This window comes from Gilvimarinus xylanilyticus (assembly GCF_024195295.1).
In the GTDB taxonomy this organism is placed as follows: domain Bacteria; phylum Pseudomonadota; class Gammaproteobacteria; order Pseudomonadales; family Cellvibrionaceae; genus Gilvimarinus; species Gilvimarinus xylanilyticus.
Genome location: NZ_JAMFTH010000002.1, coordinates 280954 through 293664, shown reverse-complemented (window position 1 = coordinate 293664; position 12711 = coordinate 280954). Strand labels below are relative to the sequence as shown.

Sequence of the window (12711 nt, the reverse complement as noted above, 5' to 3'; positions counted from 1 at the left end):
ATCCGGTAAAGCACTCAAAACACCAGGCACCACTGAGTTTCGCCGCATTGGTAGTTAGCGCAGCTTTACTGGCGGGCTGCGGCTCCGACAGCGGCGAAGCCACCACCCCCAACGTCAACCCGGATACCGGTGGCGGAGGCGGCAACGGCCTGGAATACAACGGCCCGGCACCGCAAACCGACGACATTCAGCTGTACAAGCTAAACATTTGGGACAACCTGGCCACACAGGAGCGCTGCGGCAGCTGCCACGGCACCGGCGGTCAGCTGCCACGTTTTGTGCGCAGCGACGATATTAACCAGGCTTACAGTGCGGGCGAGCCATTGGTGGATTTGGGCACGCCGCAATTATCCACCCTGGTTACCAAGGTGGCGGGCGGTCACAACTGCTGGCTGGACAGCGCCACCGCCTGCGCGGATATTATTGAAGGCTACATTACCGACTGGGCCAGCAGCACCGGCTCGCTCACCAACGAAATTGTGCTGATTCCGCCGGTAGAAAAAGACGTGGGGCAGAGCAAAAACTTTACTGCCAGCCCAGGCACCTTTAGCAGCACCGTGTACCCATTGCTCAGCCAATACTGCAGCGGCTGCCACGCCGAAAGCGCGCCCACCCAGCAGCAACCCTATTTGGGAAGTAGCGATGTACAAGTCTCTTACGACGCGGCGCGCAGCCGCATTCGCCTGGACAACCCCGCCGACTCGCGTTTGGTACAGCGCCTGGGGCTGGAAAGCCACAACTGCTGGAGCGACAACTGCCAATCCGATGCCGCCGCCATGCAAAGCGCCATTCAAAGCTTTGTAAACAGCCTGCCGGTAACTCAGGTAAACCCGGACTTGGTCATCAGCAAAGCCCTGCAACTGGGCGACGGCATTATCGCCAGCTCCGGCGGGCGGGTAGAAAACGACCTAATCGCCAAGTACGAATTTAAAGCGGGCGAGGGCAGCATCGCCTACGACACCAGCGGGGTCGAGCCCGCCGCCGATTTAACCATCAGTGGCGATGTGGATTGGATGTCCAGCTGGGGGCTGCGCATTATCGACGGCAAAGCTCAGGCCGCTACCGCCACCAGCCGCAAGCTGTTCGATTTAATCACCGCCACCGGCGAGTACAGCATCGAGGCCTGGGTCATACCCGATAACGTCACCCAGGAAGAGGCGCGCATTGTCAGCTACTCCGGCAGCACTCAGGTGCGCAACTTTACCCTGGGCCAAACCCTGTACAACTACGACTTTTTCCACCGCAGCTCCACCACCGATGGCAATGGCATGCCAGCGCTCTCCACCGCCGATGCCGACGAGCGTTTGCAGGCCAGCTTGCAACACACGGTGATTACCTTTGACCCGGTCAACGGCCGCCGTATTTACGTTAACGGCGAGTACACCGGCGATGTGGATGAAACCGAACCCGGCAACCTCAACGAGTGGGATTCCAGCTACGCCCTGGTGGTGGGTAACGAAGTCTCGTCGGATCGCTTATGGAAAGGCAGCCTGCGCTTTCTCGCCATTCACAACCGCGCCCTGCCGCCCGAGGCCATCGCCGCCAACTACGAGGTGGGCGTGGGGCAAAAGTATTATTTGCTGTTTGATGTAAGCGAAAAAGTCGGCCTAAGCCAGGCCTATGTGGTGTTTCAGGTGCAGCAGTTTGACGACTACAGCTACCTGTTCAGCGAACCCTTCTTTGCCAGCCTGGGGGACGAACCCATTCCCACCGTTGATCTCGAAGGCATCCGCATCGGCATCAACGGCCGCGAAGCCATCGTCGGCCAGGTATTCGCCGCGCTGGATACCGAGATTAACGCCGCCGAGTATGTAGACGGCAAGCAAGACTTATCCCGCCAGGGCGCCGTCATCGGGCTGGAGCAGGGCAGCGAGCTGGATACCTTCTTTTTAACCTTCGATCGCTTAGGCGAGCACGAATACGTACGCATCGAAGCCGAACCACCCGCGCCACCACCGGCCGCCGACATCGCCGACCAACCGCGCATTGGGATTAAAACCTTCGCCGCCATTAACCAATCCCTGGCCGCCATGACCGGCATAAGCCACAGCACAGAAACCGTGCGCGCCACCTACGAAAAAGTGGAACAGCAACTGCCGGTAGCCGCGCAAATAGACGGCTTTGTCGCCGCCCAGCAAATGGGCATAACCCAACTGGCCGTCGCCTACTGTAACGCCCTGGTCAACGACACAACCAAACGCAGCGAGTTTTTTACCGGCTTTAACTTCAACGCCGCCCCGGCCCAAGCCTTTAACACCACCGGCCGCGCGCAAATAATCGACCCGCTGCTAAACGCACTGGTTGGGGGTGAAGTAAACGGCACCAGCCTAAACAACCAGGCCGAGCCTGCGGTAGTGCGCGAAGAACTAAACCGCCTAATAGACACCATGGCCAACTGCGGCAGCAACTGCAACGCCGAACGCACCGCCACCGCCGTAAAAGCCACCTGCGCAGCAGCACTCGGCAGCGCGATAATGTTGGTGCATTAACAATGTTTTCTGTAACTAGGCATTAAAAAGTATTGAAATCGACGTGGAGAACGTGGAACCGCTTGGGTTTTTCGCCCGTTTACAACTGAGCCGAGCGGAGGCCAATTTTCGAGGGTAAGTGAGCAGGACGCTCGCGCAAGCATAGCCGCGCCATGGAAGGCGCGTCTATGCGGCCCTCGAAAATTTGTCGGAGGGAGGGCACCCCGAAAGGGGCCAGTTGTTGGGCGAGGTTTTTGACGTGAAGGGATTCACTAACATCGCGGGCGCAGGACGCGCAGGACGCGCAGGAGAGATGGCGGTTACTTTTTGCCGAAAAAAGTAGCTCGCCACGCCCGGCGACACGGGCATATGAAAAAAGAATTGAAAATTCAGCAGAATTATTTTGTGCATTTAGCAATGCAATGAAAGTACAACATACGTTAGATGTTCAAAGTGAACAGCAAAAGTTGAAACAACGCAATAAGGCCCAGGAGCCACCCCATGCGTAAAAACAAACAACCCCTGCACCCAGATGCACCGCTAAAGCTCAACGATCACGGCCGCCCCATCACCCGGCGCGATATGATCTGCCAGGGCTTTTACAAAGGCACGGCCACCGTGTTGGGCGGCAGCGCCTTTAGCCTGTTTGCCAACCCACGCCAGGCCGAAGCGGCACTGTCGTCGGATTTGGCTGCCATGCGCGATGCCTGCGGCATAGCCACCCAAGGCGCGGGTAAAATTCCGTTTATCTGTTTCGATTTAGCAGGCGGCGCCAATATTGCGGGCTCGAATGTATTAGTCGGTGGCCCCGGTGGGCAAATGGATTTTCTCTCTACCGCCGGTTACAGCAAACAGGGTTTGCCCGGCGATATGACGCCGCAAAGCGGGCAGGGCGATTTTATTAATCAGGATTTGGGCCTGGCCTTTCACTCCGACAGCCAAATGCTGCGCGGTATTTTAGAGCGCATAGGCACCGACCGCGCCGCCAGCGTTAACGGCGCGGTGATTCCCGCGCGCTCGGAAAACGACACCGGCAACAACCCCCACAACCCCATGTACGGCATTAACCGCGTAGGTGCCAACGGCTCGCTGCTGGCGCTTATCGGTTCGCGCGCCAGCGACTCGGGCGGTAACTCTCTTGCGCCCGAAATGCTGATTAACCCCGAAGTGCGCCCCACTAAAGTCGACCGCCCCAGCGATGTCTCGGGCCTGGTGGATGTGGGCGATTTAGTGGGCCTGCTCAGCCAGTCGGACACAGTCGCGGTAATGGAATCCATGTACCGCATCAGCAACGCCAAGCTGGGCGCGGTGAATACCGGCAGCGTGCGCGATACGGTATTAAAAGATTTAATGCGCTGCGGCTATGTCAAAAGCGCCGATCTCGCCGACCGCTTCGGCAACCCTGCCGCTATCGACCCGGTGGCCGACCCGGACATTGTCGGCCCCGCCGGTATTTTCAGTTTTGACGAGTTCGACTCCGACGGCGAATTCCGCAAGGCCGCATCAATAATGAAACTGGTGGTTAACGGTTACGCCGGTGCGGGCACCATTACCATGGGCGGTTACGACTACCACACCGGCGACCGCGCCACCGGCGAAATCCGCGACCTGCGCGCCGGGCGCTGCATTGGCGCCTGCATTGAATACGCCGCCCGCGTGGGCGTACCGGTCATGATTTACGTATTCTCCGACGGTTCGGTGTTCTCCAACGGCATGCTGGATGAATCCGTAAACGGACGCGGCAAAGGCGTCTGGACCGGCGACAATCAGCAAACCGCCGCCAGCTTCTTTCTGGTCTACAACCCCAATGGCCGCCCCGGCATCGTCGGCGGCTCGCTGGAAGAACAAGCCGTGCATCAGCAATTGGGCTACATGCGCCGCAGCGGCGACGTAGAAACCGCCTCCAGCCCCGCCGCTAATAACGTGAACTTATTGGTGGAGACTTTGGTGCTGAATTATATGGCACTGCATAACGAGCAGCATTTATTCCCCACGCTGTTCCCCCAGCATGGTTTGGGGAATGCGACCTTGATGGATCGGTTGACGGCGATGAATCCGATTTGCGATGGGGGGATTGGGAATCCGGTGTAGCGGGTTGGGCGGTGCGCCTTATTCTTATAAAGCACTACATCTTTAAGCTCGTAAGTTTAACGATTGTGTCGGTGTTACTTTTTAACTGTGTGCCCTCAATCGCCGGGCGGGCGAGTGACTTCTTGCAGTGCGGCAAGAAGTAACCAAGAAACGCACCCCGGCATCTCAGCCCTACGGGTTCCCTCGCTCCGACCTAATTTAGCGGGCCGCTTCGACACGCCGTACCCCAGGGCACCTTCTCTCCCGCTATGCGGCATTCACCTTGTCCTTGGCGTGGCGATGCTTGCGTGAGCGTCCTGCTCACTTACCCCCTAAAATAGGCCTGCGCTCGGCTGGTTGCAGGGGAAAGTGCACCGTGCGAGATTTAGGCTTTGTTCTGATCGAAATAAAGACAAGCCCAAAATTTGGACCAAATAATAAGCTCGCGAATAGATTGAACATACCACCATGAAAACTATAAAACTAATAGCAGCAATTACTTTTTTAGGCCTAATGCTGGTTCATTTAATTGCATGGCTCGGAATTCTTCCCCCAAAATGGTTCTGGCTACCATTATCCGTAGTCAGCATGTCTTTTTTTGTTCTGGGTTGTGGCCGCCTTGGGATACATCAAATAAAATCCGGAACACCAAAGACTGTCGATAACCCCATAGAGGCGATGTTTCAGCAGGCGACAGCCAAGCGATTTTTAATAGTATTTCTCGTGGGCGGCTACTTCTTTTTCAATTTCTCCTACAGTTCTGCAATTGGTGGAGTTACTAAATATGAAAATAATAAATTCTATGTCCTTGGAGATAATCCTGAGAAGTACTATGAGGTTAGCGAGCAAGAATATGAGTTCCGACGCCCGCATCAAGTTAGGCTTTATACCGGACATCCGTTTGTCTTTGGACTGATTGGCTATTTTTTCTTAACGAGGCAGTTGAGTAAGCCAGAATAGGTTTTTTGTCGGCTAAAGATGGAGACTAGAACCTGATAACCCTAAAAGCTTCAGGACTGGCCTTGGATGTTACATTTTGATGTGTGTTGTAAGACCAGCCCCGATGCCCGGCCTTAAGATTCAGTTTGAATTAAGTAAACTGTCCCCCCTGAATTCCCGCGTGTTGGGGAGGGTTACAGTTGGTCACTTGCCATAATTCGCCACAATTATGCCTTAAAAATGTCCACTTCGTGTTTTAGACTTCTTAATGATAAACGGAAAGTATTAGATCAATAATAAAAAACATTATCACTTGTCGTGGTGTTAACAGGAAGTGTGATTTGAAAATAAAAACGATTGCTTCGTCTATTTTGGTCCTATTCAGTCTAAGCGCATATATTTTGAATGCTTCGTGGCGGGCTAGCTCGGAATCGGATGACTTAAAAATTATTTCGCATCGAGGGGTTCATCAAACCTATCATCGTGAGGGGCTAACCAATGATACCTGCACCGCTCAGCGTATTGATACGCCGACTCATGACTACATTGAAAACACTATACCCTCCATACGCGCGGCATTCGCCACTGGGGCGGATGTGGTTGAACTAGATGTTCACCCCACAACAGATGGCTACTTTGCCGTCTTCCACGACTGGACGTTGGATTGCCGCACTGAAGGGACAGGCGTTACGCGTCACCATGATTTGGACTATCTGAAAACCTTGGACCTTGGGTATGGCTATACTGCGGATAACGGCAAGACCTTCCCTCTGCGTGGTAAGGGTGTTGGCCTGCTGCCCGAGCTGGGTGAGGTTTTTTCTGCCTTTCCGAGCCAGAAGTTTTTGATTAACTTTAAAGGTCGCGAAACGCAAGAAGGTGAGATGCTGGCCACCTTGCTTGACGAGAACCCGCAGTGGCGACAGTCTGTGTGGGGTGTCTATGGCGGAGCCGAATCGACTTGGCGAGCCACGAAACGCGTGGGCGGCAACCTGCGCGGTTTTACCCGTGCCAGTGTCAAGAACTGTCTTAAGCGCTATATTACCTTCGGTTGGACAGGTTATGTGCCAGAGGGCTGCCGGAACACATTTGTGATGGTGCCAATGAATATAGCGCCCTGGCTATGGGGTTGGCCAAATCTATTTTCTCAGCGTTTGCAGAGCGTAAACAGCGAAATCATCTTGATCGGTACTATGGATAGTAACGGTGCCCCCGGAATTGATACTTTGACGCAAGTGTCCCGCGTACCTGAAACGTTTTCCGGCTATATATGGACAAATAAAGTCGAGGTTGTTGGGCCAGCCGTTCAGAAGCTTAGGAGTGATTAATAAAAAAGATGGGGGCTAGTGTTGACTTAAGAAAAGAGCAGCTCGGTTGTGGTTATGAAGTGGCCTAGGACCTGAATTGGTTAAGCTAAGTTTTATCCCTTATTACTTTGGAGCAGGCTTTAAGCTTCATATTTCGTTGTAAATTGTAAGGCCTGACCCCGATCCACTGTAAGGCCTGACCCCGATCCACTGACCCTTTGGGGCGTCTATGGCGGAGCCGAATCGACTTGGCGAGCCACGAAACGCGTGGGCGGCAACCTGCGCGGTTTTACCCGTGCCAGTGTCAAGAACTGTCTTAAGCGCTATATTACCTTCGGTTGGACAGGTTATGTGCCAGAGGGCTGCCGGAACACATTTGTGATGGTGCCAATGAATATAGCGCCCTGGCTATGGGGTTGGCCAAATCTATTTTCTCAGCGTTTGCAGAGCGTAAACAGCGAAATCATCTTGATCGGTACTATGGATAGTAACGGTGCCCCCGGAATTGATACTTTGACGCAAGTGTCCCGCGTACCTGAAACGTTTTCCGGCTATATATGGACAAATAAAGTCGAGGTTGTTGGGCCAGCCGTTCAGAAGCTTAGGAGTGATTAATAAAAAAGATGGGGGCTAGTGTTGACTTAAGAAGAAAAGCAGCTCGGTTGTGGTTATGAAGTGGTCTAAGACCTAAATTGGTTTAGTCACGATTTGACCTCTTATTCCCCGCCAAATCGAAAAATATCTGAAAGACTTTAAGTTTCTTGGTTTCAAGTAATAACTGCAATTTCTTTACGCAGCGAGCAAGTCGTCTCGTTGCCCCATAAATAACTCATTCGGTGACTTTCCGTCTCGGCTTTCTCTCGGCCTGCTATTCAACCGATCCATTACAAAGCGAACCTATTCGTCCGTCACCTTATTGAAGTCCGTGCCTTTCGGGAAATATTGCCGGATAAGGCCGTTGGTGTTTTCATTGATTCCCCGCTCCCAGGAGGCGTAGGGGTGTGCAAAGTAAATGTCTGCATTCAGACCTTTGGCTATAACCTCGTGCCCGGCGAACTCAAGCCCGTTGTCGAAGGTGATCGTCTTGATCTTGTCCTTGAGGTGGGCCATGTGAGAAACAGCTGCATCGGCCAGCAAATCTGATCGTTTACCGGTTAATCGTACAATGACCGTATATAATGTTTTCCTCTCAACCATCGTCAGCAAGGCTCCGTTGCGCCCCTTACCAATGACCGTATCACCCTCCCAGTCGCCAGTCCGGCTCATCTGATCAACTACAGCTGGGCGCTCATCTATGCTCACTCTGTTTTTAATCTTTCCCCGTCTATCATAGCTGCCATAGCGTTTTCGATACGGCTTTGACGCTATCCGCAGATGTTTATACAAATCCCCACCACAGGCCTGATCTGCATAAATTACCTGATAGATCGTTTCATGGTGTAGCGAAACCCCGGTGCGCCTCTTCAAGTAGCCCGCAGTCTGCTGTGGGCTTAAATCCTGCCTAGTTAACATCTCAATTTGACGCAGAACCTCGTCGGTAACCTTCCGTGCCTTGTGGGCCTTGCTTCGCCGAAGATCTGACAGCTTATCGGCTTGACCAGGGCGATACCCCCGCAACCCCTTATTTCTCTGTAACTCTCGACTGATCGTCGATGGGTGCCTTTCCAGTAGCTCCGCTATTTCTGTTTGTGAATGTCCGGCTTTTCTCAGGCTGTAAATCTGGTATCGTTCGTTCTCGGTCAGCTGGTAGTAGCTCATCAGTGCTTTTCTCTTGGTCGGGAGAGGTGCCGACTCTACCAGCTGGCCTCTCTCTTACCAATTGCACTTATTATCCGAAACCGCGTTTCATATTTCGGCTTGAATTGTAAGGTTTGACCCCGATGGTTTCATCGAGTTAACTGTTTGAGAGAAAAAAGTTAAAATTATTGATGGCTGTACTTGTTCTTTAAACTATTTACGTAAGCATCTAGTAAATATACATTTCTCTCAATACTTTCTAGGGCCTGGATAATTTTATCCAGTAAACAATCTTCTACTAGATTGCATGGTTTAACACCTTCGTTGCTCTCTGAAAAAGGGTATGAGTAAGACGCCACCCGGCACAGATCCATATCTATGTTATTGACAATTGAGAATGCCTCATGGTCGACGTGGATAGAGCACCTGATAAGCGAGTCGACGTCATTCTTCAATCCACGCGAAAACTCAGAAAGTGTAGTTGCGTTAAAGAAATATGTCACTCTAGATTTATCGAATTCATCAGAATCGCTCTCACTTTTAATCTTTTCTATAAGAACTTTGAAATTTTTATCTCTTAAACTATTCTTTAAAAATAAATGTTGCTTTTCATTTTCGAACCTTGTGATAAGCCTGTCAGAAAGCGTAAATATATATGGATTAAGGTTTCTTCTCTTGCTATATTCGGGAATGTGAATAACTACAACATAGAATATAAAGCTGGTGAAAATGCCAAGCGAAAGTCTGTAAGCTAGCTTTCCAGATTCAAAAATCATAGGGTCGAAGCGGACCGGAATATAATCAAGATATATTAAATTTCTAACCAATATTAAGAACAAGGAGAAGTAGAATAGACACTTAACCTTATTATCAATAGCCTTAAACACTTTCCACGACTCTATTGCGGCAGTAATCATTCACTCCAACTCTTCGCGCTCAGCGCAATATCGGGATCAGGCCTTACATTTCACACAATAAAAATATAAAGGCTAATGTGACCCCAGTTTAAAATTTCTACGAATTAATTGACGAGCCAAAAGGGAGGAGAAGCATTGCGTATATCCGGGGTTATCCCCGCTATTATCTAACCTTCCCGACTGGTTCAATCTGACTTATCGTGGTTTGCCCTTGGCAAGCGGTTTGGGTGATAAGCCTTACGGGCTATGCGGTCTAGTGTGCCACGGCCTATGGCGATTGACAACCGGGAAGCAGCACGGGGCGCCAGTGTGAAATCTGCTGCATAAGTGTCATCTGGCCCCGGTTTCTCAACTGGAAAGGCCTGATTCTGAGGTGCTTGTTCGAAGCACAACGATTGTGGTTAGTCCCCCAGGCACAGTCTGGAGACGGTTCTCTGTGAGGTTGCGGCGTATTTGCTGGTGCGCTCGTTGGTAAAGGTGCCTCGGACCAGATCACTGAGAACGGATTCGCCTCGACACCACACCCGTTGATACGCAAACTGCTCTTCGTGAAACGGTGAGCCACCGGCTTCATAGAATTTGATTAGCAGGCGTTCTGATACCACCAAGGGTTTTTCTTCGGTGTCCGCCAAGCCAATCCACACCCGGGCTGTTCGGCCCATGCCTACGTGTGCCTTGCCTGGTTTATACGCGGTAGTCATAACAGCGCCGGACTGCTCGAGTAAATGGGCACCGATCCAAACATTGTCTAACGGCGCGCTGTCGTCCGTATCGTAGGTTACCTCTAGTACGGTGTGCTCGGGGGTTTCTTCGCGCACGATTACGCTGGTTACGTTAATATTTTCACTGCGCGATCCGTTGATAATGGCATTAGTTTCGAGGGGGCTAAGAGCGGGCTCGTACTTTTCTTCCAGCGGCGCCATGCTGTTAACAGCGTCAGATTGCGAGTTTACAAAATAATAAATTCCCGCTGACGCTATCGTTGCGGCAAATCCCACAAAAGCAAAAATATAAAGGGCAAGGTGGCTGAGTGCTCTCATTTTTATTGTTACCTTCCAAGTTGGTGAAATCTAAGACTATCGTGCCTTTAAGCGAGTGCCGAGTATGGCCATCAATAGGGCTTAGGGCATCGAGAAATTTAGGTGCAGGCCTTAAATTTTACATCTTAGTGTGAACTGTAAGGCCTTACGCCGATGGTTTTTAATTAGCTAGCTTTTTACTTCTATGTCAGACGGAATATTTCGCAATGAAGCAACACAAACGCTTACCGGGGCCAGTATAAGAGTGTTCATAGGTTTTCCGCTCTTTGTTGAGATGTCAACTCTGGTTCCCCCAAAACTGTTTGCTAATGAAATTTCCTGAACTCCATTCAGAGAAAAAGTACGCATCAAAGGAAAGTTATACACAATAAGACTCGAAGTGGTGACCTTAAAAGGAACTCTTCCTCTAGCGTAAACCAACCCTACCGACCCAATAACTAACAATAGTATCATCAGGTTCTGGGCCCAACCGCCAAGAATGGTTGACTCAGCGAGCAGCGATATTAAAGTAATCACCAAAGGGAGCAGTATCGCTAGATGAACAAAAAATAGAATAGTCATTACGTTCTTCCAACTGTGACACCACATAAGGGCGCTTTTCGAGAGCACCTTTATGAAGAAATCGAAAACCGGCGGCGTCAGGCTTTACATTTCACACAATAGAAATACAAAGGCTAAGCTGCCCCCAGCTTAAAATTCCTGCGAATAAATGGACGAGCCAAAAGGGAGGAGAAGCATTGCGTATATCCGGGATATGCCTGCTATTATCTAACCTTCCTGACTGGTTAAATCTGACTTATCTTGGCTTGCCCCTGGCAAGCAGATTCGGTGATAAGCCTACGCGTTATGCGGGCTAGTGTGCCACGGCGGAATGGACCTGACAACCGGGAGATGGCTAGAAGGCCGGCTATAGGGGTAAGTGGAAAATCTTGGAGTCAGATGAAGCTATGGCGCCAAAGTAATCGCTTCAATTAATCCAACGGCGGCAGGCTGTTTCAGCTGGTCTTGTGCCCTATGTTCGGATAGCGGGTACGACATCTATAGAAATAGGCGGATTGCTCTGTTCGGCAATATGCCGCTCTATTTTCTCTAAATCTTGCGCGGCCAGGTCAGTCCATTGTGGCGGCGCGCTTTGCCTCCCCAAGGGCTTTTAAGTCGCTGTGGTCGACTAGACGATTGGCGTCAGCCGCGGCTGGCGTCTTGCTCTAGCTCGCGGATAAACCATTCTTGTCGGGCGACTAACTGTTTTATGGCTTCGGCCATTAACCAGGCTCACGGACTGTCCATAGCTTTTGCTAGTTATCCGATTCGGGCCAGGGTTTCGTCAATTAACCTTATTGAAGTCGCTTTAGGGGGTATTGAGATTCTTGAAGGTTCTATGAGGCTTTTAGTCTATCTGAACAACTAGTGGTTGTACGTTATTTGAACCATGATTGGGTAAAAGTAGGTTACCATTAGATTAGCGCTGAACAGGATTTAAGCAATACATAACCTTGTAAGTCATTGATACTATTAGACTGTCGTGTCAATTTCGCCTGTGTTTCGCGTTTGTGTCGTTTTGCTGGGCGTTCAATTCGGTAACACTGCAGCCACCTCAGGCAGTAAGGGTAAACAGAGCCATGATTATCAGGAAGTTGCGTTTAAAAAGGGGCTGGTCTCAGGCCCAGCTAGCGGAAATGGCGGGGGTTACCACCCGCACCATTCAGCGGGTGGAGCAGGGGCACCGACCGAGTATGGAAACCTGTAAGGCTCTGGCATCTGTGTTTGAGGTAGATCTGTCTGTACTGCAACCAGAGGATAAACCTATGCAAGATGACACCGAGTTGAAGCTGGATGAACAATACGTTCTTCTGTACGCGAGGCGTGTGAAAGAATTTTACGAGTACCTGATTACTTACCTTATAACGGCTGCTGTATTCTTTTTTGCATTCCACGATGCGCCGATTGTTTACATCATCTTCGCGGGGCTGGGAGTTGGGCTGGTGGTGCAAGGGCTGATTGCGTTTGGGGTGATCAGCTTTATGAGCCCAGGTTGGGAGCGACGCCTGGCCGAGCGCCGGTTGGGGCGTAAGTTGTAAGTCTTCCCGTTTTTACCCTCTACTTATCGACACGTGGAGCTGATGCCGGCGCAGTAACGGGTTTTGGCTCCGCAGGTCCGAATCAGCCCATGCGAGGACGCTATGTCAGATGGAACTCCCAATTTAGAAAACACACCGGGATTTTTCGCGGCAGATCG

7 protein-coding genes and 1 pseudogene are annotated in these 12711 nt (G+C 51.2%); 5 read left to right on the top strand and 3 right to left on the bottom strand.

The features are described from left to right. Nucleotides 1–47: 47 nt before the first annotated feature. The 4 genes from M6D89_RS10205 (at nucleotide 48) to M6D89_RS10190 (ending at nucleotide 6802) form a co-directional block, all read left to right on the top strand. Complete coding sequence (locus M6D89_RS10205; RefSeq protein WP_253967962.1) at nucleotides 48–2489, top strand: LamG domain-containing protein; 2442 nt, start codon at nucleotides 48–50, stop codon at nucleotides 2487–2489. Nucleotides 2490–2969: 480 nt separating this feature from the next. Next, nucleotides 2970–4559, top strand: coding sequence for a general secretion pathway protein GspF (locus tag M6D89_RS10200; RefSeq protein WP_253967961.1), 1590 nt, complete (start codon nucleotides 2970–2972; stop codon nucleotides 4557–4559). Nucleotides 4560–5006: 447 nt separating this feature from the next. Beyond that, nucleotides 5007–5498 (top strand): hypothetical protein, encoded by a 492-nt coding sequence (locus M6D89_RS10195; RefSeq protein ID WP_253967960.1) that lies wholly within the window; start codon nucleotides 5007–5009, stop codon nucleotides 5496–5498. Nucleotides 5499–5818: 320 nt separating this feature from the next. Beyond that, a complete protein-coding gene (locus tag M6D89_RS10190; RefSeq protein ID WP_253967959.1) occupies nucleotides 5819–6802 on the top strand; it encodes a glycerophosphodiester phosphodiesterase family protein in 984 nt (327 codons plus the stop codon). A gap of 768 nt (nucleotides 6803–7570) precedes the next feature. On the opposite strand, the pseudogene M6D89_RS10185 reads toward M6D89_RS10190, so the two are convergent. The 3 genes and pseudogenes from M6D89_RS10185 to M6D89_RS10175 all read right to left on the bottom strand — a co-directional run bounded on the left by M6D89_RS10185 (nucleotide 7571) and on the right by M6D89_RS10175 (nucleotide 10475). Further along, nucleotides 7571–8539, bottom strand: a pseudogene (locus M6D89_RS10185) (IS30 family transposase). Nucleotides 8540–8703: 164 nt separating this feature from the next. Beyond that, on the bottom strand, nucleotides 8704–9435 hold the full coding sequence (locus M6D89_RS10180) for a hypothetical protein (protein WP_253967958.1): 732 nt from the start codon (nucleotides 9433–9435) through the stop codon (nucleotides 8704–8706). A gap of 401 nt (nucleotides 9436–9836) precedes the next feature. Then, the gene (locus tag M6D89_RS10175; protein ID WP_253967957.1) at nucleotides 9837–10475 is read right to left on the bottom strand and encodes a hypothetical protein; all 639 of its coding nucleotides are present in this window, start codon (nucleotides 10473–10475) and stop codon (nucleotides 9837–9839) included. 1619 nt (nucleotides 10476–12094) lie between these two features. Here M6D89_RS10175 and M6D89_RS10170 point away from each other — a divergent pair. Continuing rightward, nucleotides 12095–12553 carry a helix-turn-helix domain-containing protein gene (locus M6D89_RS10170; protein ID WP_253967956.1) on the top strand — a complete coding sequence of 153 codons (459 nt, stop codon included), beginning with the start codon at nucleotides 12095–12097 and terminating at the stop codon, nucleotides 12551–12553. The last annotated feature ends 158 nt before the right edge of the window (nucleotides 12554–12711 follow it).

Bases quoted from the DNA above. Each gene is read 5' to 3' on its own strand.
- M6D89_RS10200 (WP_253967961.1), top strand. From the start codon at position 2,970: ATGCGTAAAAACAAACAACCCCTGCACCCAGATGCACCGCTAAAGCTC.
- M6D89_RS10195 (WP_253967960.1), top strand. From the start codon at position 5,007: ATGAAAACTATAAAACTAATAGCAGCAATTACTTTTTTAGGCCTAATG.
- M6D89_RS10180 (WP_253967958.1), bottom strand. From the start codon at position 9,435: ATGATTACTGCCGCAATAGAGTCGTGGAAAGTGTTTAAGGCTATTGAT.
- M6D89_RS10175 (WP_253967957.1), bottom strand. From the start codon at position 10,475: ATGAGAGCACTCAGCCACCTTGCCCTTTATATTTTTGCTTTTGTGGGA.
- M6D89_RS10170 (WP_253967956.1), top strand. From the start codon at position 12,095: ATGATTATCAGGAAGTTGCGTTTAAAAAGGGGCTGGTCTCAGGCCCAG.